Genomic DNA, 25307 nt, shown 5'->3' with positions numbered 1-25307 from the left:
GCGCCACCTACAGCGCACCGTTGTGAATCGTCGGCCGCACCGCACCGGAGCGCATCGGCGAATGATTGTGCTGTGCACCCGCGAGGGATCGGACGGTGGCGAGAAAGGCCCCGAGCTCGTCCGATCCATGGGCGGCAGGTGCGGTCATCACCGACCAGGTGAGGACGGGAGTGGGCTCGACCAGCGGTCGGAACACCAGATCGGCCGGTGGCTCCGCCCACGCGACCGTGGGGGTCACGCAACCGACGTCGCGAAGAACATCGGCAGCGGCCACGCCGCCGTGCGTGGCGCCCGGCCACCGACGAACCTCGACACCGGCTTCGGCGCAGAAGGTTCGGACGAACTCCACCCACTCGATGGCCGCGAAGTCCGACGGCAGCAGCAGTTCGGTGTCGGCGAGTGCCGAGACCGGAACGGTAGTCATCTGGGCGAGCGGGTGCTCGGCGACCATGCCCAACAACACCGGTTCGCGACGAACCGACTCCGCGGGAATGTCGGGCGGGCAGTGCGTGGCCAAACCGATCAAGGCGTCCAACCGACCGTCGGCGAGTGCGGTGAGTCCGCGTGGCACACCGTCTTCCACCAATTGCAGCGGAAGGTCCGGATAGGTACGACGCAGTTTTCGAAGAATCAGAGCGGGAGTACGCAGACTGCCGGACGACAGATCGACACGCAGCGGCCGTGGCGAACTCCCGACGCGCTGAGCGGACTGTACGGCGTCATCGACCGCGGCAAGGGCGGATTGCGCCGAGACCAGCAGTGCCCGACCCGCCTCCGTCAGAGTGACCGATCGGGTGGTTCTGTGGAACAGCCGCACACCGAGTTCGTGCTCGAGTTGCTGGATGATCCGGCTGAGCGCTTGTTGAGAAACATAGAGTCGTCGAGCCGCCGCCGAGAAGTTGAGTTCCCCGGCGACGGCCACGAAGTACCGCAGTTGTTTCAGCTCGACGCCCATGATGCTCATGGGCAGCGAAATGCGTCGGCAGATAATTCCCCGGCGACTACTCCCGGCGATCGATGCGTGCGAGACCGAAGACCACGACGAGAGCGCCGAGCAGCGGCAGAATGATCGCCGCGGCCGCACCATATCGCACCGAAAGCTGAGCCGCGTCGGGTCCGAGGTGCGTCAGCGATTGGCCGCCCGCGCCGATGTTCACTGCCGTGGCAACAATCGCCAGCCCGAGCGCACCGCCGATCTGTAGCGCGGTGTTGTTGAGACCGGCCGCTGCCCCTTGATCATTCGGCGCGACCCCGCGCACCCCACCCATCGTCGCCGACGGATAGGCGAGGCCCATGCCGAGGCCGAAGCTGATGATTGTCGCGACGATCACCACCCAAATCCAGGTCGCCTCGGTGAGCGCCAACAGGATCGCGTCCCCGGCGGCGACGGTGGTCAGCCCTATCGCGTAACTCACGCGAAGGCCGAGTCGGTCGAGTAGGAAGGGTGCCAGGTAGCGGGCGACCACTGCCGACAGCATCGCGCCCGGGAGCAGCACCAGCGCGGTATCCCAGGGCGAGCGCCGCAACACATCTTGCACGTACACGGTGACGACGAACGACACGCCGAACGGCGCAGCGAGCACCGTCAGCGTCCCGAGGTTGGTCGGCGTAAGCCCTGCTTGCGTCAGTAACCGCAACGGCAGCAACGGCATTCGGCTTCGCCGTTCGACGAGAACGAACAACCCGATCAACACGACCGCTCCGGCGAGCGGCAAGGCAATATCCACCGCGGCCGTCCCCGGGTTGCCGGCTCGAGTCACGCCGTAGGTCAGTAGTACCGCGCCGCCGGTGCCCGCGATCGCGCCGGCCAGATCGTAAGCACCGCGAGACCGCTCGCGGTCCACACGGCCTGGAACGGCGCGCAGCGCGGCGAGCAGGACCAGCGCGACCGCGGGCACCTTGGCCAGGAAGATCCATCGCCACGACAGCCCGCTGGTCAGCAACCCACCGAGGACCAGGCCGATCCCGAACCCGCTCGACGCCGCGGCGGCGAAGACCCCGAATGCTCGATTCCGCGCCCGTTCCTCGGTGAACGCGGTGGCCAGCACGGTGACCGCGGCAGGCACGGTGAGCGCCGCGCCGACTCCCTGCACCGCGCGCGCGGCGATGAGCACGGTCGCGCCGCCGGCGAGCCCGCAAGCGAGTGAGGCGGCGCCGAAGATCGCCAGTCCGGCGAGGAAAACCCTTCGGGCACCGAGCAAGTCACCGGCTCGGCCGCCCAACAGCAGGAACCCGCCATAGGTGACGACATAGCCGGCGGCAACCCACGGCAAGGTGCTCGCCGACAGCCGCAGGCTTTCCTGAATACTCGGCAGCGCGATCTGCGTGATGGACAGATCGAGCGCGTCGAAGAAGATCGCCGCCGAAACCACCGCGAGCAGAATGCCCGCGCGCGTCGGCCGCACCACTGCATCGGTTTCGCGGATGTCCGCGCCGATCGGTATATCCGAGTACTCCGGCCGAGTCCCAGTTGTTCGCTCTCGCATGCACTCGAACGTAAGGAGATCGAGGGGGCGACCGGAAACACCGAATCTTTCGCAATTGACAACGAGACCGTGTAAACGCCGGTGGGGCAATCCCTTTCGATTCGCGCAGGGCTAACCACGATGGCGGGCCACGAATCCGCCGACGACTTGTTCGAACTTTTCGGCCTCGTCCAGGAAGAGTGCGTGGTTGCTGTCGTCGAAGAACACTGTGTGCGCGTGGGGCACATGCTCGCCGACCCAGGCGGGCCCGCGCCAGTCGAACACCTTGTCCTGCCGGGCGACCAGGACCAGGGTCGGCAGGTCGAGGGTCGGCAGCAGGTCGCGCCAGTCGGCGCGGGTGTGGTCGGCCATGACGGCGTTGCGGGCGAACGGCGGGCACTTGGCCATCTCGGCCAGGAATATCGCGTGCTCGCCGGGGGTCGGTTCGGTGCGCATGATGGTGTCCAGCTGTTGGCGGTCCTGGCCGGCGGGGTCCGCGCTGACCTGTGCTTGCAGCGCGGCCAGTGCGGCGTCGTCGAAACAGGCGTAATGGGCGTACTTCCAGTCCACGGCGTAGTACTGACGCGGGGTCTGTTCGACGAACACCGCACCGGCGAGCCGGTAGGCGCCGAACATTTCCAGATAGCTCCAGATCACCGGGCAGCCCAGCGACCAGCCGAGCACCGTCGGCCGCTCCAGCCGCAACGCGGTCAGCAGGTCGTGCAGGTCCTTGGCCAAGCGGGCGATGCGGTAACCGTGCGCGGGTTTGTCCGAGTCGCCGTGGCCGCGCAGGTCCAGCGTGATCACCCGTGCGTGTTCGGCCAAGGCGGGGACGTTGCGGTCGAAGAACCGGCTACTGAATGTCCACCCGTGGATCATCACCAGCGGTGGGCCCGACCCGAATTCCTCGTAATGCAACCGAATTCCGTCACTGGCTCGCACATATCCCATCGCGGCTCTCAATCGTCGTGCCAGCTCTTGTTCAGAGCGGCGCGGTTGGTGCGGAGGACTTCGTCGAGGTCGGTGTCGTAGACGGAGTCCGATACGTGCACGGACAGGATTTCGAGCACACACGGTCCCCGGTAGCCGGTGTCGTAGACCGCGTGCAGCAATTCCCCGGTCGGGATCGCGCCGGTGCCGATATTGCGACGGTCGGCGCTGGAGCGAGGGGTGCGCCAATCACTGACCTGCAACAGAATGATCCGGTCACCCGCGGCACGCAGGCTGTCGCGAACGTGCCCGTCCTGCCAGAGATTCCAGGTGTCGAAACAGAGGCCGACGTCGGCGCGGTCGATCTCCTCGACGATGTCGAGAGCCTGCCGCAAGGTCCAGATCGCGGTCTCCTGGTTCAGCGACACCGGGTTGAGCGGTTCCAGCGCGATGCGGACACCGTGATCGGCGGCGATGGCGGCCAATTCGCGGTGGCTCGACACCGTCCGGGCGGTGGCTTCGACCATGTCGCCTTCCGGGGCCGGGCCGGTGTTGGTGACGAACGCGGCCCCGGGCGCGAACGGCGCCACCAGTTCCACACACCGCCGGAACGCCGCGATTCGCTCCGGCAGTTCCTTCGGTTCCGGTTGTCCCGCACTGGGAATCATGGTGCGCACCGACGGCTGCACGGACTGGATCGACAAACCCGCCGCCACGGCCGCCGCCAATTGCTCGCCGCCGCGGTCGGGGTCGAGCTTCTCCTGGCAGACCTCGATCACCTCCACGCCCGCCTCGGTGTAATGCGCCACGTCTTCTTCGAAAGACCATGGCGTCGTGGTGAATTGATTCACCGAATACGCGAAGGGCATCGGGCTCATGGCTGCTCCACTCATTGCGTTTCGGGGCGGCCCGCGCCCAGGGCGGCGATGCGGGCCTGCGAATAGCCCGCCGCGCGCAACGGGGTGTCCACGTCGCGTTCGAGGTCGGGGAGATAACCGAACAGGGCGTCGGCGGGACCGAGGATCTCGACCCACCCGCAGCCGGCGGGCAGCAGCAGCGATTGCGCGCTGCCCAATTCCTCGTGGAAGCCACCGGTCCGTATGCGTACCGGCGCACCGACATTGGTGAGGATCTGCGCGGTGGCGAACGTGTGCCGCGCCGGTCGCGCACTGCCGACCTGCCAGCGTTCGAGCGCGAAATACGGTCCCGCGCAGAGGAACACGCGTTGCACCCCGTCGTCGACGGTGATCTTCAGTCCGGGTTCGAATTCGGGTCGGTGGTCGAGGCGGACCTCCTGCATGAGCCGGTCGATATTGGTGTCGAATTGCTCGTCGCTCACCGGTGAGCCGTCCTCCATGTTCCAGTGCATGGCGTGCTGCTGGATATCGGAGGTCTGCTCGATCTCGTAGATCAAGGTGTCGGGTCCGAAACTGTGCAGGGTGCCGCCGGGGACATAGATCGTCTCGCCCGCGCTCACCGGCAACCGCCGCAGGATCGAGTCGAAATCCTGATCACGCAGCGCCGCACGTAATCGCTCGGCATCGACGCCTTTTTGGACCCCGCACAAGGCGGTGGCGCCCGGGGCGGCGGACAGAATGTGCCAGGCCTCGGTCTTGCCGTTGCGCTGACCCTCGAGACGTCGGGCCGTGTCGTCGTCGGCGTGCAGGTGGATCGGCAATGTCCCGGCCGCATCGATGAATTTGGTGAGCACCGGGAAGTAGTCGCCGGTCCAGCCCTCGCCCATCAACTCTTCGGGATACTCGGCGACCAGCTGCCGCAGCGTCCGACCGGCCAGCGGACCATTTCGCACCCGCGCGCCGACGCCGTCGACATCGCTGCACTCCCACGTCTCGGCGATACTCCAGTCCGGTATCCCGGTCTTACCGAGGCGGCGGCTGATCGCGTGTCCGCCGAACACCAATGATTTGGCGGTGACACCGAGCCGCAGCGGATACAGCGCGACCTCCGCACCGGTCACAGGATCGGTTGGCCGCCGGTGACCGCGACCCGGGCACCGGAGATGTAGCTGGCCTCGTCGGAGGCAAGCAACACATATACCGGCGCCAATTCGGCGGGTTGGCCCGGCCGCCCGAGCGGCACCTGGGAACCGAAACTCTCCACCTGCTCGGTGGGCATCGTCGCCGGAATCAGCGGCGTCCAGATCGGGCCGGGCGCCACGCTGTTGGCCCGAATGCCTTGTTTGCCGAGCAGCTGCGCCAGCGAGGCGACCATATTGGCGATGCCGGCCTTGGTGGCGTTGTAGGGCAACAGCGTCGGCGGCGGCACGTCGGAATTCACCGACGAGGACCCGATGATCGATGAACCCGGCCGCATGTGCGGCACCGCCGCCTTGGTCAGATGGAAGAAGGCGCTGAGATTGACCGCCAGGGTGTGGTCCCATTCCGCGTCGGGAATGTCGGTGATCGAATCGTGCGTCATCTGGAAGGCGGCATTGCTCACCAGCACGTCGATCCGGCCGAATTCCCGCACGGCCTTGTCGACGACCGCCCGGCAACGCCCCGGATCCGCCAGATCACCGGATACCAGCACGCACTTGCGGCCGGCGTCGACCACCCACCGCTCGGTCTCGGCCGCGTCGTCGTGTTCGTCGAGATAGGCGATCAGAACATCGGCGCCTTCACGGGCATAGGCGATGGCCACCGCGCGTCCGATACCGCTGTCGCCGCCGGTGACGACCGCGATCTTTCCGTTCAATCGGCCGGAACCGCGGTAACTGTGTTCGCCGTGATCGGGCTTGGGATCCATCTCGCCGGTCACACCGGGAGGGGTTTGCTGCTGGGCCGGTAGGGACATCATTCGCCTCCAAGTCGCTCGCGCTCGGAATCGCTCGTGTCACTGCGACGCGCTTACCCTCACGCGCGCGTTTCAACCCGCGCTCTTACGGCACCTGCGTGGGGCGAGAGCCCGCGCGCTCGCGGCACCTGTGTGAGCGGGAGCGTCACCGCTATCGGCGTCCGGTCACCGACTTCGGCGACGTCGGTCGCTACCACGAGCTGCTGGACACGAGGATCGCCGCGGCGGGCGACCGATTCGTCCGTATTGATGCCATTTCGAATTCCTCGACGTAGCCGAAACCTGTTGCGCAGTAACCGAACCGACCGAGCCTCGGCCACACTTCGGCCGAATGTCCTTGCACACCAGCCAGATGACGATAGATCCGCGACGGGCATCGAGCCGAGCTGATCACACCGAAGCGAGGAACCGCTCCAAGTGCTCGGCGAAACCCGGTGCGGCCGCGACGAAATGCCCCGCACCCGGTGCGACCACGCGCTGGGCGTCCACGATGCTCGCGAGCCCATCGCAGATACTTTCCAGAGCCGGGGCGTGACCGCCCGAGGCGACCAGGACCGGAACACCGTGCGCGCGAATCGCTTCCAGCCGCGGTCGCGCCTCACCGGGCAGCCGTCCACCGTGTGCGCGGCGCACCGCCGCCACCGCCCCGGCGGGTAGGGACCGGTCATCGGCCACCGGTGAGCCTGCGAGAGTGAGGAATTCGCGCAGCCGCGCGGTGTCGGTGTCGAGACCCTCGGTGAGCACCGTGTCGCCGAGCTGCCGCAACCTGGCCACGAGCGGATCGTCGCCGGCCACGAAGTACAACGGCGGTTCGATGATGGTCAGCGACCGCACCGAGTTCGGGCGTCGGCCAGCGGCGATCAAAGTCCCCAGCGTGCCATAAGAATGAGCGACAACATGCGGACGCCTGTCACCGATCACCGCGGCGATATCGTCGGCGTCGACCTCGAAATCCTGGCACCCGTTCACCGGCGGCGGGCTGGGCGGAAACCCTCGCCGATACACCGACGCCAGCGTCCACCGCGCCCGCATCGATTCCAGCCCCGCCCACGTGGTCCTCGGACCGGCCCCACCGTGCACCAGCACCACCTCGGGCCCACTGCCCTCCCGCACCACCTCGACCGCCTGCTCCGCCATCCTCGCCCTCCCCACGGTCGAATCCCGCCGCGGCGAGAATTACCCACCGCGAATCCTACGTGCGACGTCGCGGAACACCCGGCAGCGGCGGAGAGGCTCCGCCGCGGTGCTGGGCCGAGTCCCTCACAGGATGCATAGCTTCGATGTAGCCGGGTAAGCCTTCAGTGGCGCATAGTGAGTTGGAAGAGGTGATTAAGATGTTGCTGGACATGGCATCCGCCGTCGTGGACTTCCTTCGCGCCTTGATCGGCATCTGATCCACGACGCAACACCGGGTCGGCCCCGAACGCCGTTTGCGCGCCGGGACCGGCCGGTTGTCGCTGCGCCAACTCCAGATTTCCTCGTCACCGACACGCCGCGCCCAGTTGCTGTGCCCGCAGGTCGAATTAGAAGTGGGCATGGTGGCAGCGGCTGTGCCGAGCAGGTTGGTGACTTGGTCGCTGGGACCGGCCGGTCGCACAAAGGAGGGTTTGCCCAAGCAGTCGGCCGCCGCGCCTGCCGTCAGGGCGTCAGGAAGTACAGGCGCCACAGTTGCGGCTCCCACGGGTCGGAGACGTTGTCGCAGCTATATTGCACGGCCTGGTGATGCTCGATCTTGTATTCCCCCGCCGCATCGCATTGAGCGTAGGTGCTGAAGTCCGCGGTGTACCAGGTACCGGCGTGGGCCGGGGCGGCCGTGAGCAGGCCACTCATACCGAGCGCGACAGTCGTTGCGGCCGCGTCGGCGATTGTCTTGATGCTCATGGCTGATGCTCCTGAGTTCGGGCGCACCTCGGATGGGTGCGGACTGGAAGCAGGATCGCCTGTCCTTCTTGGCTTCTCCTATACGCGTCCTTAAGCACGACCGGTTCGCGGTGCGTTCGCGGGGTATCGCACGAGGGGCACGTCAGAGCGAAGCGGTGAGGTTGCCGCTCCAATCGGACCAGCTGTGGCCCTTCGACGAGCAGGTGAAGCTGCCGTGGAACCCGGACTCACAGTGCGCGCCCGCGTAATCGATATAGGAACCCCAGGTCCCTTGGCCGGTCGCGACCTGGCTCAGGGGCGGATTGCCGCCGGGCAGGGTGTGGGTGCCGCCGAAGCCGGGATGCGCGGGCAGCCAGCCGATATCGATCACCACCTGGGTGACGGGAATGGCCGGGGTGTAGACGTTGTCGCTGATTCGGTAGGACAGGCGTTGCGGGACAGCGAAATCGCAGCCGACCGTGCCGTTGCTGTCGATCGAGCAGTTGGTGCTCCCTGCGGCGAAATAGATTGTGCCCTGGTCGGCCTGCGCGGTGGTGGCCATCAGAACGGGTGCGAGCGCGGCCGCGGCCACAGCCCCGGCGATCCGTACTGCGAACGACTGCATGCGATCTCCTCGTAGCCGGAACTTCCTATCGGAAACATGACGATAGCCCGGCAGTCTCCGCGGCACAGCGGATTCGGACCGCCACGCTGGCACCCGCGAGCGGCGCGGCTCAGGTGTCCCCTGCCAGCACGGCGTGGAGCGCGGCCTCGGCGGCGTCGAAACAGTCGGGGAAGGAGCCCTCGCCGTCGGCCCAGCGACCGAACGCCTCCTCGGAAACGATCGAGGCCACCCGCGCGGCGAGGTGTGCCTCGGTGGGCCCGGCCCCGCGCTGTCGCAGGGCGTCCCGGAGCGCGGCGGTGATCGCTGCCGCCTTGCTCCGCTCGCGTTCCCGCAGCTCCGTACTGGATTCGATGATCGCTTTGCGTCGCCCGAAATCGGTGACCATTCCGCTGACCGCCGCACCGACCTCGCGAAGGGCCGACAGCGCCGCCGGCAGTGGCGCAAGCCCGGGATCCGCGGCGAGAACCGCCTCGGACACGACGGCCGGAAGCTGCTCGGAGCCGGCGAAGAGAATCTCCCGCTTGTCGGGGAAGTATCGGTGGAAGGTGCGCCGGGTCAGCCCGGCCCGCTCGGCGATGTGCGCCACTGTCACGGCGTCGTAGCCGTGCTCGCTGAACAGGTCCAACGCCGCCTGTCGCAGGCGTTCCGGCGCTCCGGGGTCCCACCGTGCCATGCCCGCATCCTACCCATCGTGATGACTCACTGTGACATCGGTGCTAGCGTGGTGATGACACATTGAGACATCATAGGCTGGAGGAGACATGGCGCAGGATGAGATCTGGATTCTCGGAGCCACCGGAAGAGTCGGGCGGGCCGTCGCGGCGCAGCTCGCGGCGGCAGGCGTGGTCCCCGTGCTGATCGGGCGCGATGCCGGTCGGCTGCGCGCCGCGGCTGCCGACCTCGGGCTCGACGCCGACTCGAAGATCGTCGTCGCGTCGGGAGCGGAGGCCATGGCGGCTGAGATCACCCGGCAGCGGCCCGCCGTGGTCGTCAACACCATCGGCGACTACGCCGAGACCGCCGTCCTGCTCGCCCGCGCCTGCATGCCGGGCGGCCACTACCTCGACCAGGCCAACGACCCAGCCGCCTTCCATCGCGTGTTCGCCTTGCACGATGAGGCCGTCGCCGCGGGAAGCACATTGGTGGTCGGTGCGGGATTCGGCGTCGTCGGGACCGAGGCGATCGTGGCACGCCTGTGTGAGAACCGTCCCGTGCCGAGTCGGGTCCGGGTGGACACCTTCGCCTCGGTCGCCGTCGAGGGGGGAGTGCTGGGCCCTGCCCTTGCCGCCAGCATCGTGGACAGCCTCGCGATGGGCGGCCGCCGCTACGACGGTGGCCGGCTGGTCGAGACCCGCCTCGGCGCGGAAGTCCAGCACCTGACCCTGCCCGACGGGGAGCGCATGTCCTCGGTCGGTGTGCCCTCCGGTGAACTCATCGCCGCGCACCGGGTCAGTGGAGCTCCCTCGGTGTCGGCGACCTCCGGCCTCCTTCCCGCCTCGCTCGCCGTTCGGGCGGCCCTGCCGCTGCTCTCGGCGATCCTGCGAATCCGGAGGGTGCGGAGCTTCGCGATCCGTCGGATGGCCGGAATCAAGACCGAGGCCGCCCCGCGCCCCCGCGCCCACACCTGGGGCCACGCCGTCATCACCTGGCCCGACGGCACCGCCCGCGAAGGCTGGCTGCGGGCCGGCGACGCAATGGAATTCACCTCTGCCGTCGCCGCTCAGACCGCGCTCCGGCTCGCCGCGGGTAAGGGACGGCCCGGCGCTCACACCCCGGCCGCCGCCCTCGGCCCGGACCTCGCTACCGCTGCCGGAGCCGAGTTCGTGGACGAGGTCCTGGCCTGACCGTCACGGCGACTCCGCGCTCGGTCGGGGCGCGGTTGAGTCGGTCGGGGCGGGGTGGGTGGTGCGCGGCGGGCGGAAGGCGGTGCTTCCCGGTCGGGCTACGCCGGTATCCGCGGCGGCGAAAGGTAGTGGCCGGTCGTCGGTGGCGGGCTGGCCGTATAGGCGTAAATCGACGCGCCCGCATCTAGCCGCTACCCGGAGAGCACTTCCCGTGTCCTCACCCGCATAGCGGCCCCGGACCGCACGGTCCGGGGCCACCATCCGATCGGGATGATCAGGGCTGTCGCGGGCGGGTAGCACCGGCGTTATTTACGGGATAGCTGGTCTGCTTGGGCCGCCTCAATCCCAGCAGACCACCGAGGCCCAGCAGGCCCAGAAGACCCCAGAGACCGGTCTTGTCACTGTCGTGGTCGTCATGATCGTCCACGGTGTTCTGAGCGACCGGTGGCGCGGCCGGCGGCGTCGCTTCGGCCACCACGGCCGGGCCGAGGGCGAGAACGAGGGCCGATAGTGGAACCGCGATTGTTTTCCGCATGGTGCAACACTCCTTCCTCGTCGGTCCTCCCGGCCTACCCGCCCCGCCCCGGTGAAAACAGCTCGACCCTTCGTGACGTCACGGGCGACCGGCGGGCCGCACGGTCAGGGTCGAGGGCGCACCCGCGACGCCGGTTCGGTGCCGTCAGGATGCGCGCACCGATCAGGACGGACGATCGAGGAACGGAATCGAGCCACTCCGTTCCGCGCTCATGTTCGCTGGGTTGACCCGGTGGCCAAACGCTGGCCGTCCATTATGAAAGGCAAACGCTGACACGAGATTTCGATTATCTGAGGACATCCGGTCTTTGGTGCTCGAGCGGATCCGAGCCGCGAACCGCCGACCAGATGCGCGTCTGTTCGCGCCGCGTGGTGGTCGCATGCAACCGGCCTTCTGCGGTAGGTAACGCACCGGCATGAGGTCGTCGCGAAGCTGGGTTACGAGCATCTGCGTCGGCATGACTTCGGGCAAACCGGTCTCGCCTGGTTCGCGGACGCTGGTGTTCCGCCGCATCGGCTTCAGCAGATCGCCGGGCACACTGATCCGCGGATCACTCGGCGGTACCTGCCCCCGGATATCGAGGCGCTCCAGAATGACGGCAACCTGCTTTCGATTCACCTGCGAGCGCTACGGCGGTCTTCCACTGCGGGTGGGCGGAGGGCGGCCACGATGCGTTCGCGAGCGGCTTTCGCGCTGCGCGTCGGAAGGAGCGGGAAGACATGCACGGCGTCGGGTTGCTCGAGGAAGGTTACGTCCACGCCCGCCGCGCGAGCTTTGTCGACGAGGAGGTGCGCGTCGGGGTTGAGGACATCATGAGTGCCCGAGAAAACCAGCATCGGGCCGAGTCCGTGCAGGTCGCCGAGGAGCGGGCTGACTCTCGGATCGTCGATTGGGAGGCTTCCTGCCCAGTTCGCAGCCAGCACGCGTGTCCCGCCGACCCCGAGCCAAGGGTCGGTGGGCAGTACCGCGGGAATCCTCGGGTTCGACAGGGACAGCTCCAATGCCGGGGAGATGAGCACGGTGTGAATGTTCTCGACGCCTTGGTCGCGAAGGGACAGCGCCGCGGAAAGGGTGATCTGGCCGCCCGCGGAGTCGCCGGCGAGTCGCACATCGCTCTGTCGATTCTTCAGATCGTGGAAGAGCCGGAGAATGAGCTCGTTCGCCTGGGTGGCGTCGCCGTAGGGCAACAGCTTGTAGATCGGGACGGTGACCTCCACGCTCGCCTCTGCGGCGATCTGCGCGACCAACGCCCAATGCTCGGAACTGATCTCGTGCACCCAGCCTCCACCGTGTGTGTAGAGAACGCTGCCGGTGGGCGCCGTCAGCTTGGGCGTCACGGTGTAGATCGGGTACTCCTGCTCTCTTCTGACGCTGATGGTGACGTCCGGCCGGAGTTTTGCCGGTGGATTGTATGACGTGGGACGCAGTGCCTGGTTCTGTATTGCCTCCGCGGCGCCCTCGGCGGTGATGAAGGGCGCATTCTTACGGGTGGCCCGGAGATAGATCGGGACAAGTCGCTCGGGGATATTCACGGGCTTCCTCCACATCGGCTGTTCGTGCTACTGACGGTGGCCGTGACGCGTGAGCTCGAGTCTTCGGTAGCAGCCTCGCACAGAATCTCCGCCCGCCGAGCGGTCCGCCCCCTCCTGGACTACCTGCAATGCTGAAACCCGCTACTCGGTTGGAGGCCGGGACACATACGGTCGGTGTAGGGATGGCGTCGAGGTGGTGGACGAGGCGGGCGAGTCCGTTGTGGTATTCGGTGGTGGCGAGTTCGCCTGTGAGAGTAGTGCTTTCGACATTGAAGGAGAGCGGGCGCAGGACCATTCCGCGGACGTCGAAGAAGCTCGGGCAGCCTCGCATTGTTCGTCCTCGTCCTTGGAAAGGGTCACGATGCGCGGGTCGAGCAGGATGATCGGCTCAGTGTTTGGCACCGGGCAGTTGAACGACGGCGGCACGGCGGCTGACGCCCAGACACCACAGCGGTCCCCAACTGCGGGTGGTGTGAGAAATGCGAAACCCTCTCCGATGCTGGTCGGAGAGGGTTTTTCGCTGTCGGGCTGACAGGATTTGAACCTGCGACCACCTGACCCCCAGTCAGGTGCGCTACCAAGCTGCGCCACAGCCCGTTGCGCTCGCTTTCGTGAGTGCTCGATGAGATTACCTCAGGACCCCCTGGTGGTACCAAATCGGCATGTGGCGGGGTGTGGGTGGGGTGGATACGGGTGGGGTTCGATGCGGGGGTTGGGGTGGTGAAGGGAGTGAATCTGGCTGGGGGAGAGGGGACGTCACGATGGGGGTGGGATGTGGTGGAGGTGTGGGTGGATCGACGTGGGTGGGGGTTATTGATCGCTGTCGATGAAGATGGGGGTGGGGGAGACGGGGAAGTGCACTTGGTTTCGGCTCAGGTTGATGGGTGTGGGTGTGCCGTGGATGTCCACGGCGCTGCTTGTGGGATGCGGCCAGGGGTAGGAGATCGGCGCTGACTGGATGGAGGCCAGGGGTGGTGCAGCCGCTGATGGCGTCCCGGCCCTGATCCCGGATTCAGCCTCGCTCCAGCCGTCGGCCCCTGCACCGACTTGCTCCCGCTCCCACGCGACCAACAGGGGTCCGCGGCCGCCCCGCCGAACCTCGAACAAATACGTCCCAGGCCGCCCGGGCAGGACTACCCGCTCGACCCCCTCCATCCCGTCCAACCGCCGAGCCATCAATTCGAAAGTGTCGGCGGCGGGGTAACGGTGGGTGATGATGTCGCCGTCTCGGGCCATCAGTTCGAGTTTGCCGAACAGGAGGGCCGGGGCGATGCGGCTGTCGCGGTGTAGTTGTGATTCCGACGCGATGGGGTAGTGGAGGTTTCGACGGACGCCTGCGGACAGGGCGAGGATGGTGCGGATCACCAAGTCTCGGGAGGCTAGGCGGTGTCGTTCGGCTTCCAGTTCGGGGGCGCATCCGGCCATGAACATTTGGAGAGTGGGTGGCAATTGGTCCATTCGCTCGTAGAGGGCGACGGCCGCGGGGTCCTCGGCGGCCGCCATGCCTTCTGCGGTGTCGGGCATGGGGATCTCGCCCAGGAATTGTTGTTGGTGGGTGGTGAGCGCGTCGGCGAGATAGGGCCGGTTGGCGGGGAATTGGGTCGGTAGCGGGCCGCTGTGTTCGCTGGCTACGACCGGCTTGTCGTAGCCGTGGGCGGTCATTTGTGTGTGGCATGCCTGGACGAGTCCGGGAATGGCGTAGGGGTCGCCGTACGGGTGGACGTCGAAGATGTCGAAATACGCGCCCGCTTCGCGGAGCACCTGCCCGAAGAAATTGCCCCATGTGCGTGCGCCGGCCGCGTCGTCGCCGAGCATCGCGCCCGGCACCGCGCCGCCGAGTACCACCGATGCCGCGGGGTCGGCGCTTTTCACGGTGTCGTGGAAGTCGCGCAATTGCGCGAGGTATTCCGTGGCGGTGCCGGCCCAGAACAGCGGCAGGCAGGGCTCGATCTCGCACTGCCAGAAGCGAATTGCGCCCGGCCGCCGTCCGGCGAGGGCGCCGACGAATCGCCGGTAGGCCGCCGGGTCGAGTGCCGCGGAGGCGGGCAGCCACCCGGTCGCGCGCCGCGTCGCCCAGCGCGAACTCGACACCACGGTCACCCACGCCTCGTCCGCGTCGCCGAGCTGGTCCAGCAGGGCGTCCACCGCGTCCCACACGAGCTTCCCCGGCTCCGGTTCGACCTGGGCCCAGTAGACGTTGATCCGCACGATGCGCGACCCGAGCGCCCGCGCCTGCGGCACGAACTCCCCGGGCGGTCCGAACAGCCCATACGTGGTCCCGTGCACCACTCCGAGACGGATGTCGGACAGTGGCTCTGCTGCCGGTACGGCCATGTGACTCTCCCTGCTCATCCAAATAGGGGACGATTAGTACCCTATGACTGAGGCTATAGTAGCGGAGAATGGCGCAAATAGAAGCCGGTCAGTACCTAACAGAGGAGGCGCATATGCCCGCGCACTCGGCCGGACCCGCACGGCGGCGCGGCGCGGTCCTGGAGGAGGCGATCCTGCAGGCGGCGCTGGACGAACTGCGCGAGACCGGTTACGCCGGTCTGACCATGGACCGCGTGGCCGCCCGGGCCGGCACCAATAAATCAGCGATCTACCGCCGCTGGCCGCACCGCGCCGAGCTGGCCGTCGCCGCCTATCGGCGCGTCGCGGTCACCGAGGAACTGCCCGACACCGGCGACCTGCGCGCGGACGTCCTCGCGTTGCTGCGCGGCGCCGCCGCGCACATCGCCGCGCACCACGGCGACGTCCTGCACATCCTCGCCTCGGAGATCCGCGCCGAACCGGGCCTGCTCCGCGAGGTGCGCGAGCAACTGCTCGACGCGAGCGTCACCCGATGGCTCACGGTACTGAGCCGCGCGGTCGCCCGCGGCCAGGCCCGGGCTGAGGCCCTGTCGCCACGCGTCGCGACACTCGCGATCGATCTGCTCCGCCACGAGTACCTGGTGCGCGGCGTCACCACCGTGCCTGAGAGCACGCTGACCGAGATCGTCGACACCATCTACCTGCCTCTGGTGGCGGCGCCCACTGAACCGACAGGAACCTGAAACAGGCTAGGGCTGAGAAGATTTCACGCGTGCGAGATCGTAATCAGGTGAACTGTGCGAACATTCGGCGCAGCAATCCGGGCTCGTGATCGTCGAGTGCGATCTGCAGCAGCAGAAACGGCACCACCACATCGCCATTCGGGATCAGCTGGTCCAGGAACGGCCGCCCGATGAACATGTTGTCGCCGTCGGGCTCCCCGCGGTGGTAGCACCAGTGTGCGCGCATCGCCGGTCGCAGCACCTCGCCGAGATACCACGAGGCGCCGTCGGCGAACCGCGGGTAGGCCGACAACTCGTCCGGCCCCGGCACCAGGCGACGGGTCGCGGTCTCCAGTTCGTCCAGGGATTCCACCGAGAAGTCCCAGCGTTCGGGCCGGTCCGCGTACTCGGCGAGCCAGGCCGGCAGGTCGGCCGCGCGTTCGGGTAGCCACTTGTCCAGGTAGTCCGCACCGGCGACGGTCAGTGATCGGTCCAGGCCCGGAGTCGGCTGTTTGGTCGGCATCCAGCCCGGCACCGCGGCCTGCTGCCGAGCGACCGCCTGCGCGAAATCCCGGTAGCTGCGGCCGAATTCGTCGCCGTCGCGGTGTCGGCAAGCCCGCTCGACCAGCTCCGCCGGGCAGACGCCGCCCGGCAGGTCCAGCGCCGGATCCGGCAGCACGACCGGCAGGCCACGCCGATCGTCCCAGCCCCACTCGCCGCCCGCTACCGACAGCAGCGCCTCCCCGAGATAACCGGCGGCCCGCTCCGCGAAGTCCGCTCCGGGTGCACCGCGCGCCACCAGCTCCGCCTCCAAACGAGCCAGCGACGCCGCCGAATAGTCCGGCAGCGCGTCGGGCGGCAGCTCGAAATCCACCAGGCCGGCCAGCCGCGGCTGCATGCCCTCGAGCCAGTCCTCCAACTGATCCACCACATCTCCCTCCGGCCGCCGCGGGATACCGGGCATCGGACACGATTGCCCCGACACGTAACTTCGCCGTCGCGATGTTAGGGAAAGGCGACTCCTCCCGGATCCTCCGAGACTTCCCACAGTCGACGGGCGACCCCGGCATCCCGTGCTCGTTCCGAGCTGCGAGAGTCGACCGGTCGCCGTCTTCTGCCGGAACCTTCGCGCAACCGCTGTGCGAGTCCGCCTGTTGCCCCACACTGTGCGGGTGACAACAACGCCCCCGTCAGCACCGACGCTGTGGACTCGAATCCGCCTGGCGCTCATCGGATTTCTGCGCGCTCACACCCGGTGGATCATCGCCACGGCCCTCGCTGTCCTCCTGGCATTCGCCGGCATGGTCGGATTGATCAATTTCGGCATGGACCTCAAAGACGATCGGAATCCGTCCCCGCCTGCGAGCAGCGCGTCACCCCCGCCCACGAACGCACCGACCGTTGTGTCGCAGCACACCGGAAAAACGATCAAGGACGTCGAGGGCATCGATCTGGACACAGGTGAGGTCAAGAATCAGGATCTGCCCGGTGTCGACGCCAGCCCGTCGCGCACCGCGGATCGGCTCAATGCGATGACCGACGCCGCGTCGCGTTTCGCCATTCCCGGCCAGGGCACGGGCGGCACCTATGACCGCTGTCTGGCGGTACCCGATGTCGTGTGGAGCCACCCCCTGTACAACCTCTACGCCCTGAAGACGCGCGACACGATCTGTGTGCGCACCGATCGGAGAAACATCGCCGCGATGACCGTCACCCACGTCCCCTCGGCGGGTGAGCCGTACCTGGCGTTCGACTACACCACTTGGGCCGGGCGCTGACGGCCGGTTGTCAACGAGGAACTACTCGATGGAGAAAAGCCGAGAGTTCGGTGACCGTGGCGGTGGGATCGTCTTCGGGTAGGAAATGGCCGGCCTCGGGCACCGTGACGTGGGCGGCGTGCGGGAGGGCGGCGGCGAGCCGGGACGCGGTCGCGGCGGGTAGCCAGCGGTCGTGCTGCCCCCACAGCACGAGGGCCGGGGCCGAGATCTCGGGCAGGTCGGCAACCAGGTCGCGGGTGTCGGCGTCGTCGAAACCCTCGACCTGGTCCAGATATCGCTGCTGCCCCGCGGGTCCCGCGTAAGGCGCCAGGTAGGCGCGCTCGATCACCGGGTCCAGCGGGCGGTGGGTGGCCGTGGCGAGGTGGGCGCGCACGAGTTCGTGGAAGATGTGCTCGGGCATGCTGCGGTAGGCGTCGAGATGAGCCTGGATGTGCTGGGCGACCGGCGTCGTCCACGGGGGCAGGACGGCCGCGTCGAGCAGGGCCAGAGCCCGGACGGGGACGTCGTGCCGCAGGTGGGCGCGCAGCACCGTGGCCGCGCCGATGTCGTGCCCGACCAGAACCGGGTCGTCCAGCTCCCATCGTTCGGCGAGTTCGGCCAGCGTCGCCGCGTGCCGGGCCACGGACGGACGCAGTTCGGGCGACAGCGTGGAGTCGCCGTAGCCGAGCAGATCCCACACGTAGACGGTGTGGCGAACGGCGAGCACCGGTGCGATGTGCCGCCACAGTAGCGACCGCGACGGCGTGCCGTGCGTCAGGACGACGGGCGGACCACTGCCGATCCGGTAGTAGGACACCTCGCCTCCGCTGACCCGAATGCGTTCGGGCGCGGCGGGAACGGTCGGGGCCATCGCCACCTCCGTAAGGGATAGAGTTCATTTACAACGGTTACTGTGACATCCGGAAGGTAAGCCGTGCAACTGGCTTTGAACGATTACGCGCGGGGCGCGGAGCTGGCGACGGCGCTGATCGGTACCGCGCCTCGCGTGTGGCGCGGTACCGAGAAACTGGCCGCGGTCGCGGATCTGGAGGCGCTGCTCTCGGCGCACGGATTCGCCGCCACCTGCACCGCGCGGGACCTGACCGCCGTGCGGTCGCAGCGCGCGCGGCTGTGGACGATCGTCGACGCCGCCCTCGGCGGCGAGCCGGCCGGTGAGCTGGCGCGCCGCGCGTCGCGGCTCGTGACCGGTGGGCTCACCCTGTCCCCGGACGAGCGCGACTGGGTCTTCGTCGCCGAGGGCGGCCTGGCCGCGCAGGTGGCCGCCGTCGCGGCGGTGGGCATGCTGGGGACGATCCGGGCGCTGGGCACCGAGCGATTCCGCCCCTGCGCCGCGTCGTTCTGCGCGGGCGCGTTCATCGACGCGAGCCGTGCCGGTCGGCGTCGCTATTGCCTCCCCGGCATCTGCGGAAATCGCGTCAATGTCGCCAATCACCGCGCCCGGCAACGGAACACCGGTTCGTAGGAAGGACGGCCGCCGCTCCCGCTCCGGTCTGTTTCTCGTGCGCGCAGCCGGGTAGCCGCGCCGCGTCAGTGTTTGCCGACACAATGCATGGGAGCACTATGTTCACTCATAACAAGGACCTTCAGTTCGAGGTGCGAGTGGAAAGACCGGACCCGCGATTCGCGACCTTGCTGCAGGAGCAGTTCGGCGGCGCGAACGGCGAATTGAAGGCGGCGATGCAGTACTTCAGCCAGGCGTTCGTGCTGCGGCGCAAGCATCCCAAGTCCTATGACCTGTTCATGGATATCGCCACCGAGGAATTCAGTCACCTGGAGATCGTCGGTTCGATGATCACGATGCTGCTCGACGGCCTCAACGACGATCTGAAGCAGGCCAACGAGCGCTGCGACTGGATGCCGGTGGTCGCCGGCAGCGACGGCCGGGAAGCGGCGATTCACCAGGTCGCCGCCGATCCGCTGTATTTCGCGCTGCGCGGCGGCGGCCCGGATGTCGGCAATTCCGCCGGTGTGCCGTGGTCGGGCGCGTACGTGAATTCCAACGGCGAGCCGTCGGTGGATCTGCGCAGCAATCTGGCCGCCGAATCCCGCGCCAAGATCGTCTACGAATACCTCAAGCAGTTCACCGACGATCCCGGCGTGCAGGACACGCTGACCTTCCTGATGACGCGCGAGGTCGCGCATTTCCAGCAGTTCACCGCCGCGCTCAACGACCTGCCGGTCAATTTCCCTCCCGGTGCGCTGCCCGGCGACGACCGCTTCCAGAACGTGGCGTTCAACATGTCCGACGGGCAGGGATCCAGCCGCGGCCCGTGGAACGAGGGACAAGGTCCGTGGCCCGAGGGCATGGAGTGGGACTACGTCGAGGACCCGGCCGAGCAGTGGCTGCGCAGCGACAAGTCCCGCAACCGCGGCGCCGAGAACAACCCCGAGGGCGAACCGGCCGTCCAGGGCAACAAGCCCTTCACCCACGAACAGCACATCCCCGGGTAATCGCCTCGGCACGAGAACCGGAGGGAGAAACCCGATGGACGCATTGAACTTGTTGCGCGCCGACCACGAGAGCGTGCTCGGCATGCTGGAGACACTGGAACGCGGTCGCGGCTTCGGCGACGCCGAGACCGCGGCCCGCGAAAAACTGGTGACCAGCCTGGTCATCGCCGAATCGCAGCACGAGGCGGTGGAGGAGCAGTTCTTCTGGCCCTGGGTGCGCGATGTCGTCCCGGACGGCGACGCCCTGGCCGACCACGCCATCGCCCAGGAGGACGCCGCGAAGCAACTGCTGCAGCGGCTGGACGAGTGCGCGGCGGGGAGCGTCGATTTCGAGGACGCGCTGACCCGGTTCATTCCGGCCGCCCGCGAGCACATCGACTTCGAACAGTCCCGGGTCTGGCCGCGCGTGCGCGAGTTCGGCACGCCCGACCAACTGGAGGGACTGGGCGAGAAGATGGCCGCGGCCAAGCAGACCGCGCCTACTCGCCCACACCCGAACACGCCGTCGACCCCCGGTGCCTTGAAGACCGGCGGACTGGTGGCCGCGGTGCTGGACAAGGCACGGGACCTGGTCAGCCACCGGCGAGATCAGCAGCCGCCGAACCCGCCCCCGGCCTGACCGGAACGAACGTCGGCGCGACCGAATGCGGCCGCGCCGACGACGTCTTCGCCTCGCGCTGACTCAGGTGTCGGCGCCTTCGGCCGGGTCCTGCTGGGTGCGGGCGTTGGACTTCAGGTTGTCGGGGTCGGCGTCGGGGTCCTCGTTCGGGTCGTAGGCGGGCTTTTCGTTGTCCGTTGGTGTGGAGGCGGTTTCGCGGTCGGCGGCCGGGTCGGTGTCGCGGTTCATGTGCGGATCTCCCATCGCTGGTTCCTGTGCGGATCTCCCCATCGCTGCGTTTACCTGCGCGTACCCGGCGAATCCGGGGCTACACCCGCGGCCGGTTTGGCGGTGGTCGTGGCGGGTAGCACGCGCGGGCGAGGGTCGGCGGTGGTCTCCGCCGCCGGGCGAGGAAGGAGAGGATCGTGGCGGGTTCCGGTACGACCGTGGCGGGTTCCGGTACGACTCCCGAGCTCGCCTGCGCCACGATGCCGCATCCGCAGCGGCTGGCCGGCGAGATCCTGCGGCAGACCGTGGTGGACCTGACCGATCTGGCGCTGCTGGGCAAGCAGGCGTACTGGAACGTGATCGGCCCGCGGTCACCGCTCGTCCGCCTCGGCCTGGACGAAATGATCCGCGCGGCAAGAGTTTTCATCGAATCCGCGGCGGAACGCGCCACCTCGATCGGCGTGAGCCCCGACGTGCGCGCCCGGACACTGGTGGAGCGCTCCTGCCTGACGCCGCTACCCGCCGGACGGCACCGCGACGGGGACGTGGTCCAGGCGATGGTGTGCACACTCGCGGGAGTGGTCCGCCGCCTGCGTCAGCGCATCGATGCCGCCGCGGCCGACCCGATCACGCGCAAGCTGATGATCGACATCACGGCCGCGATGGAACAGTCCCATCGGGTCTGGCAGGCCCAATCCGCCTGACCGTCAGGCGTCCGCGAGCCCCCGGCGTTCCAGCAGCGGCTCGATCCGCGGATCGCGGCCGCGGAACGCCCGATACGCGTCCATCGGGTCGACGCTGCCGCCCCGGCCGAGCAGCGTGCGGCGGAAGTGGTCGCCGTTGGCGCGGGTGAGCCCGCCGTTCTCGCGGAACCACTCGACGGTGTCGGCGTCGAGCACCTCGCTCCAGATGTAGGAGTAGTACCCAGCGCTGTAGCCGCCGCTGAACACGTGCGCGAAGTAGGTGGTGCGATATCGGGGCGGAACCGCGTCCAGCGCGACCCCGGCCTTCACGAGCGCGTCGGCCTCGAAACGCTGCACGTCCTCGACCGTGTCGTCGACGCCGAGGCGATGCCACGCCTGGTCCAGCAGCGCCGCGGCGAGATATTCGGTGGTGGCGAAGCCCTCGCCGTACTGCTGGGCCGCGAGCAGCTTGTCCACCTGCTCGGCGGGCAGCGGCTCGCCGGTCCGGTAGTGCTTGGCGTAGTTTGCCAGCACCTCCGGCCACAGCAGCCACATCTCGTTGACCTGCGACGGATATTCGACGAAGTCGCGCGGCACGCTGGTGCCGGAGAAGGTCGGGTAGCGCACCGACGACAGCAGCGCGTGCAGGGCGTGGCCGAATTCGTGGAAGGCCGTGCCCACCTCGTCGAAGGTCAGCAGGGTCGGCTCGCCCTGCGGGGGCCGGTCGACGTTGAGCACGTTCACCACCACGGATTTGCGGCCGAGCAGGTCGGACTGGTCGACGAAGGTGCTCATCCAGGCGCCGCCGCGCTTGGCGTCGCGGGTGTAGAGGTCGAGCAGGTACAGGCCCAGCGGGGTGCCGTCGGCGTCGAAGACCTCGAACACGCGGACCTCCGGGTGGTACACCGGCAGGTCGTGCCGCTCGGTGACGGTGACGCCGTAGAGCCGGTTCGCGGCGAAGAAGATGCCGTCGGTGTAGACGCGGTCGGCTTCGAAATACGGCCGCAGCGCCTCGGTGTCGACGTCGAAGCGGTCCCGGCGGACCTGGGCGGCGTAGTAGGGCCAGTCCCAGGGCTCGAGCCGCGCGCCCGGCACGTCGGCTTCGAGTAGTCGTCGCAGTTCCGCGGCCTCGGTGCGGGCGTTGGCGACGGCCGCGGGCGCCAGCCGCTCGAGCAGGCCGGCCGCGGCCTCGGCGGTCTTCGCCGTCTGGTCGGCGATGACGTAGGCGGCGTGGTTCGGGTAGCCGAGCAGCGCGGCGCGTTCGGCGCGCAGCCGCACGATCTCGGCGACGACGGCGTTGTTGTCGAACTCGTTGCCGCGGTTGCCCCGAGCCGTGGACGCCGTGTGGACGCGCTCGCGCACGGCCCGGTCGCGCAGCGTCGCGAGCGGGGCCGCCTGGCTGGTCGGCAGGGTCAGGTTGAGCACGTAGCCGCCGGTCTCGCCGCGAGCGGCCGCCGCCTCGGCGGCCGTGGCCAGCGCGCCTGCGCCGAACCCGGCCAGTTCCGCGCGGTCCGCGAGCACGACGGCGAGATCGTTGGTGTCCGCCAACAGATTTCGCTGGAACGTGGTCTGCAGCGTCGACAGCTGTGCGTTGAGTTCCCGCAGCCGCGCCTGGCCCGCCTCGGGCAGTCCGGCGCCGGCCCGGCTGAAGTCGGTGTGCAGCCGCTCGAGCAGGCGCAGCGACTCGTCGTCGAGTCCGAGGTCGGCCCGCCGCGCGTGCAGGGCATCGATGCGGGCGAACAGCCGCGGGTCGAGGTGGACGGCGTCGCGGTGGGCGGCGAGTTTCGGCGCGAACTCGGCTTGCATCGCCTGGATCTCCGGGGTGCTGTCGGAGCCCGCGAGGTTGTAGAACACGCTCGTGACCCGGCCGAGCAGCTGCCCCGACCGTTCGAGGGCCGCGACGGTGTTCTCGAACGTCGGCTCGGCCGGCTGCGCCGCGATCTCCTCGACCTCCGCCGCGTGCTCGGCGAGCCCCGCCTCGAGCGCGGGCCGGAAGTGCTCGTCGGCGATGCGGTCGAACGGCGGCAGGGCGTACGGCAGTTCGCTCGGTGCGGCGAAGGGATTGTCCGGCGAAAGCATCGGGCGCGGCTCCTGATCGAGGACGGACTCAACCCCGCCACCCTACGTGCCGCCCGCGGGTGCCGCCGCCGCGCGAAACGAGTAGTGGTCTACGCGCGCTCGCGGGCCCAGCCGGGACGAGCATCGATCCCGACGCGACGCGCACGTGCCGTATGCGTGTCGGCCGTGGCCGGACGCGGTTGTGCCGCAGCGGTTCCCGGCGATCTCCAGAAGGCGGAAGACATGAAGAAGTACGAAGTTCGCCCCGGCGACACCCTCTCCGCGATCGCGCTGCGCGAATACGGCGACAGCGGACTGTATCCCGCGATCGCGCGGCAGAATCACCTCGCGGATCCGGACCGGATCAATGTCGGGCAGCAACTGCTGCTGCCCTACATCACGCGCAGGCACCTGGTCGCCGAAGCCGACTCCACTGCCCTGCGCAAGGAGCTCACGCAGCGCTATTACGGCACCCAGGACACCGACGTGCAGCTGATCTGGGAGGTCGTCAACGGTGTGGCGCAACGACCGATACAGCAGGGCGCGTGGCTGCTGCTGCCGGAGCTGGGCGACGTCGGGCACCACACGGTGGTCGCGGGCGAGACACTCGGCGTGCTCGCCGCCCGCTGGTACGGCGACGAGCACCTCGCGCTGATCCTCGAGCTGGCGAACCACCTGCCGACCGGGACCGAACCGGCGCCCGGCAAGGTGCTCGTCCAGCCCGGCTTGAACCGCCGCCGTGCCGTCGCGGGCGACACCCTGCGCACGCTGTGCCGCGACGAATACGGCCCGGCCGACACCGACACCCGGGTCGCGGTGGCCGCCGCGGCGAACTACCTCGCGAACCCCGACACGCTGTTCTCCCGCCAGGTGATTCACTTCCCCTCGTGAGGAGCCGCGCCGCAACCGCGGGCGACCACCTCCGCCGCCACGGCCGCGAAGGCCCGGATCGCCGCGTTCTCCATCGCGGCGACCCACACCAGCGCGCCCTCCACCGGCGGGTTGCCTTGCAGCGGAACGTGTGTCACCTCGGGATGGTGGTAGTAGTGCACGAACGACGCCGAGGTGGGATGGACCACCTCGCCGCTCGCGATGCGATGCAGGATGTCGGTGGTGGTCGCGATCGGCGACCCTCGCCGGATCGGCCGGCCCGAAGGTGTGACGACCGGAAAGAACCTGTCGTACAAGGCTTCCGGGATATTGCCGCGCGGAATGACCGCGTTGTCGCCGAGATCCTCGAGCGTCGCGTGACCCCGCCGCGCCAGCGGCTGACCGGCCTGCACCAGCAGGATGCTCGGCTCCCGGCTCAGGATCGGGCCGACGGTCAGATCGGGGTCGGTGATCGGCAGCCGGTGGCACATGAGGTGGTAGACGCCGGTGCGGAGCCGGGAGAACTCGCCGGGGAACTCCTCGGTCACGGTGAGCCGGCAGTCCGGGTACCTGCGCTGGAACTCGCGCACGATCGCGGTGAACGACGGTCCCGCCATCGCATAGCTGGCGACGCAGACCCGCAGGTCGCCGCTGACGCCGCGGGCCAATTCGGTGACCGTGGCGATCGCGCGGCGGAACTGGTCGTGCGCGGGACGCAGCTCGTCGCGTAGGCGTTCGCCGAGCGCGGTGAGCCGCACGCTGCGGCTGCTGCGTTCGAACAGCTTGCCGCCGATGCGCTCCTCGAGCGCGCGGATGGTCTGGCTGACCCGCGGCTGGGTCAGGTACAGCCGCTGCGCGGTGCGCCCGAAGTGCAGCTCCTCGGCCAGCACCAGGAAGATCTCCGCCTCGCGCAACTCCATGGAGGCATGGTAGGCACTGCGGTATTGATAAGTCGCGCTAATGGCTGGTGTGCGTAGTTCGCCGTTGATCAGGCACGACGC

27 protein-coding genes and 1 tRNA gene are annotated in these 25307 nt (G+C 68.4%); 8 read left to right on the top strand and 20 right to left on the bottom strand.

Translation table 11 applies throughout. The features are described 5' to 3' along the window. Nucleotides 1-7: 7 nt before the first annotated feature. From IU476_RS30505 to IU476_RS30460, 10 genes are all read right to left on the bottom strand, one after another. Nucleotides 8-964: a LysR family transcriptional regulator gene (locus IU476_RS30505; protein ID WP_195105754.1), complete on the bottom strand. Its 957-nt coding sequence runs from the start codon at nucleotides 962-964 to the stop codon at nucleotides 8-10. Between the two features lie 37 nt (nucleotides 965-1001). Further along, the gene (locus IU476_RS30500) at nucleotides 1002-2408 is read right to left on the bottom strand and encodes an MFS transporter (RefSeq protein WP_195105753.1); all 1407 of its coding nucleotides are present in this window, start codon (nucleotides 2406-2408) and stop codon (nucleotides 1002-1004) included. Nucleotides 2409-2597: 189 nt separating this feature from the next. After that, nucleotides 2598-3416 (bottom strand): alpha/beta fold hydrolase, encoded by an 819-nt coding sequence (locus IU476_RS30495; RefSeq protein WP_195105752.1) that lies wholly within the window; start codon nucleotides 3414-3416, stop codon nucleotides 2598-2600. Between the two features lie 8 nt (nucleotides 3417-3424). After that, nucleotides 3425-4273 carry a sugar phosphate isomerase/epimerase family protein gene (locus IU476_RS30490; RefSeq protein ID WP_195105751.1) on the bottom strand — a complete coding sequence of 283 codons (849 nt, stop codon included), beginning with the start codon at nucleotides 4271-4273 and terminating at the stop codon, nucleotides 3425-3427. 11 nt (nucleotides 4274-4284) lie between these two features. Beyond that, nucleotides 4285-5373 (bottom strand): type I phosphomannose isomerase catalytic subunit, encoded by a 1089-nt coding sequence (locus IU476_RS30485; RefSeq protein ID WP_195105750.1) that lies wholly within the window; start codon nucleotides 5371-5373, stop codon nucleotides 4285-4287. After that, entirely contained in the window at nucleotides 5370-6209 is an 840-nt protein-coding gene (locus IU476_RS30480; protein ID WP_195105810.1) for an SDR family oxidoreductase, read from the bottom strand. The genes IU476_RS30485 and IU476_RS30480 overlap by 4 nt, the downstream gene beginning before the upstream one ends. Before the next feature lie 390 nt (nucleotides 6210-6599). Further along, nucleotides 6600-7346: an alpha/beta fold hydrolase gene (locus IU476_RS30475; protein ID WP_195105749.1), complete on the bottom strand. Its 747-nt coding sequence runs from the start codon at nucleotides 7344-7346 to the stop codon at nucleotides 6600-6602. A gap of 501 nt (nucleotides 7347-7847) precedes the next feature. Beyond that, nucleotides 7848-8090 (bottom strand): early set domain-containing protein, encoded by a 243-nt coding sequence (locus IU476_RS30470; protein WP_195105748.1) that lies wholly within the window; start codon nucleotides 8088-8090, stop codon nucleotides 7848-7850. Between the two features lie 142 nt (nucleotides 8091-8232). Continuing rightward, nucleotides 8233-8694, bottom strand: a complete 462-nt coding sequence (locus IU476_RS30465) for a hypothetical protein (protein WP_195105747.1) — start codon at nucleotides 8692-8694, stop codon at nucleotides 8233-8235. A gap of 109 nt (nucleotides 8695-8803) precedes the next feature. Continuing rightward, nucleotides 8804-9367: a TetR/AcrR family transcriptional regulator gene (locus tag IU476_RS30460; RefSeq protein WP_195105746.1), complete on the bottom strand. Its 564-nt coding sequence runs from the start codon at nucleotides 9365-9367 to the stop codon at nucleotides 8804-8806. 88 nt (nucleotides 9368-9455) lie between these two features. Here IU476_RS30460 and IU476_RS30455 point away from each other — a divergent pair, with 88 nt between their 5' ends. After that, entirely contained in the window at nucleotides 9456-10538 is a 1083-nt protein-coding gene (locus IU476_RS30455) for a saccharopine dehydrogenase NADP-binding domain-containing protein (RefSeq protein WP_195105745.1), read from the top strand. A gap of 274 nt (nucleotides 10539-10812) precedes the next feature. Here the strand turns inward: IU476_RS30455 and IU476_RS30450 are convergent, their stop codons facing one another. The 5 genes from IU476_RS30450 to IU476_RS30430 form a co-directional block, all read right to left on the bottom strand. Beyond that, nucleotides 10813-11073, bottom strand: a complete 261-nt coding sequence (locus IU476_RS30450) for a WGxxGxxG family protein (RefSeq protein WP_195105744.1) — start codon at nucleotides 11071-11073, stop codon at nucleotides 10813-10815. Nucleotides 11074-11235: 162 nt separating this feature from the next. After that, entirely contained in the window at nucleotides 11236-11691 is a 456-nt protein-coding gene (locus IU476_RS30445; RefSeq protein ID WP_195105743.1) for a hypothetical protein, read from the bottom strand. Next, nucleotides 11688-12605, bottom strand: coding sequence for an alpha/beta hydrolase fold domain-containing protein (locus IU476_RS30440; protein WP_324194447.1), 918 nt, complete (start codon nucleotides 12603-12605; stop codon nucleotides 11688-11690). The genes IU476_RS30445 and IU476_RS30440 overlap by 4 nt, the downstream gene beginning before the upstream one ends. Nucleotides 12606-13128: 523 nt before the next feature. Continuing rightward, nucleotides 13129-13202 (bottom strand) — tRNA-Pro (locus IU476_RS30435). Nucleotides 13203-13415: 213 nt separating this feature from the next. Next, the gene (locus IU476_RS30430) at nucleotides 13416-14939 is read right to left on the bottom strand and encodes a hypothetical protein (protein ID WP_195105741.1); all 1524 of its coding nucleotides are present in this window, start codon (nucleotides 14937-14939) and stop codon (nucleotides 13416-13418) included. A 113-nt stretch (nucleotides 14940-15052) separates the two neighbouring features. Here IU476_RS30430 and IU476_RS30425 point away from each other — a divergent pair, with 113 nt between their 5' ends. After that, on the top strand, nucleotides 15053-15661 hold the full coding sequence (locus IU476_RS30425; protein WP_195105740.1) for a TetR/AcrR family transcriptional regulator: 609 nt from the start codon (nucleotides 15053-15055) through the stop codon (nucleotides 15659-15661). Between the two features lie 43 nt (nucleotides 15662-15704). Here IU476_RS30425 and IU476_RS30420 read toward each other — a convergent pair whose 3' ends face one another. After that, entirely contained in the window at nucleotides 15705-16568 is an 864-nt protein-coding gene (locus tag IU476_RS30420; protein WP_195105739.1) for a hypothetical protein, read from the bottom strand. A gap of 244 nt (nucleotides 16569-16812) precedes the next feature. Between IU476_RS30420 and IU476_RS30415 the strand changes: the two genes are divergently transcribed. Then, a complete protein-coding gene (locus IU476_RS30415) occupies nucleotides 16813-17418 on the top strand; it encodes a hypothetical protein (protein ID WP_195105738.1) in 606 nt (201 codons plus the stop codon). A 10-nt stretch (nucleotides 17419-17428) separates the two neighbouring features. Here the strand turns inward: IU476_RS30415 and IU476_RS30410 are convergent, their stop codons facing one another. Then, entirely contained in the window at nucleotides 17429-18268 is an 840-nt protein-coding gene (locus tag IU476_RS30410; protein ID WP_195105737.1) for an alpha/beta fold hydrolase, read from the bottom strand. A gap of 63 nt (nucleotides 18269-18331) precedes the next feature. On the opposite strand from IU476_RS30410, the gene IU476_RS30405 reads away from it, so the two are divergent. The 3 genes from IU476_RS30405 (at nucleotide 18332) to IU476_RS30395 (ending at nucleotide 20488) form a co-directional block, all read left to right on the top strand. Then, nucleotides 18332-18880 carry a CGNR zinc finger domain-containing protein gene (locus tag IU476_RS30405; RefSeq protein WP_324194445.1) on the top strand — a complete coding sequence of 183 codons (549 nt, stop codon included), beginning with the start codon at nucleotides 18332-18334 and terminating at the stop codon, nucleotides 18878-18880. Between the two features lie 98 nt (nucleotides 18881-18978). Further along, nucleotides 18979-19869, top strand: coding sequence for a manganese catalase family protein (locus IU476_RS30400; protein WP_195105736.1), 891 nt, complete (start codon nucleotides 18979-18981; stop codon nucleotides 19867-19869). A gap of 34 nt (nucleotides 19870-19903) precedes the next feature. Further along, nucleotides 19904-20488, top strand: a complete 585-nt coding sequence (locus IU476_RS30395; RefSeq protein WP_195105735.1) for a hemerythrin domain-containing protein — start codon at nucleotides 19904-19906, stop codon at nucleotides 20486-20488. A 63-nt stretch (nucleotides 20489-20551) separates the two neighbouring features. On the opposite strand, the gene IU476_RS30390 is transcribed toward IU476_RS30395, so the two are convergent. After that, entirely contained in the window at nucleotides 20552-20731 is a 180-nt protein-coding gene (locus IU476_RS30390; protein ID WP_195105734.1) for a hypothetical protein, read from the bottom strand. Between the two features lie 161 nt (nucleotides 20732-20892). On the opposite strand from IU476_RS30390, the gene IU476_RS30385 reads away from it, so the two are divergent. After that, on the top strand, nucleotides 20893-21399 hold the full coding sequence (locus IU476_RS30385) for a Dps family protein (RefSeq protein ID WP_324194443.1): 507 nt from the start codon (nucleotides 20893-20895) through the stop codon (nucleotides 21397-21399). A 3-nt stretch (nucleotides 21400-21402) separates the two neighbouring features. Here IU476_RS30385 and IU476_RS30380 read toward each other — a convergent pair whose 3' ends face one another. Continuing rightward, nucleotides 21403-23457, bottom strand: a complete 2055-nt coding sequence (locus IU476_RS30380; RefSeq protein WP_195105733.1) for a M3 family metallopeptidase — start codon at nucleotides 23455-23457, stop codon at nucleotides 21403-21405. Nucleotides 23458-23679: 222 nt separating this feature from the next. On the opposite strand from IU476_RS30380, the gene IU476_RS30375 reads away from it, so the two are divergent. Continuing rightward, complete coding sequence (locus tag IU476_RS30375) at nucleotides 23680-24327, top strand: LysM peptidoglycan-binding domain-containing protein (protein WP_195105732.1); 648 nt, start codon at nucleotides 23680-23682, stop codon at nucleotides 24325-24327. Here IU476_RS30375 and IU476_RS30370 read toward each other — a convergent pair. After that, on the bottom strand, nucleotides 24312-25226 hold the full coding sequence (locus tag IU476_RS30370) for a LysR family transcriptional regulator (RefSeq protein ID WP_195105731.1): 915 nt from the start codon (nucleotides 25224-25226) through the stop codon (nucleotides 24312-24314). The two genes, IU476_RS30375 and IU476_RS30370, sit on opposite strands and share 16 nt — an antisense overlap. Between the last annotated feature and the right edge of the window lie 81 nt (nucleotides 25227-25307).

Origin of the sequence: Nocardia blacklockiae, assembly GCF_015477355.1 — a bacterium.
Classification (GTDB): domain Bacteria; phylum Actinomycetota; class Actinomycetes; order Mycobacteriales; family Mycobacteriaceae; genus Nocardia; species Nocardia blacklockiae.
Note: the sequence above shows the minus strand (reverse complement) of the source record. Positions and strands in the feature narration are given on the sequence as shown.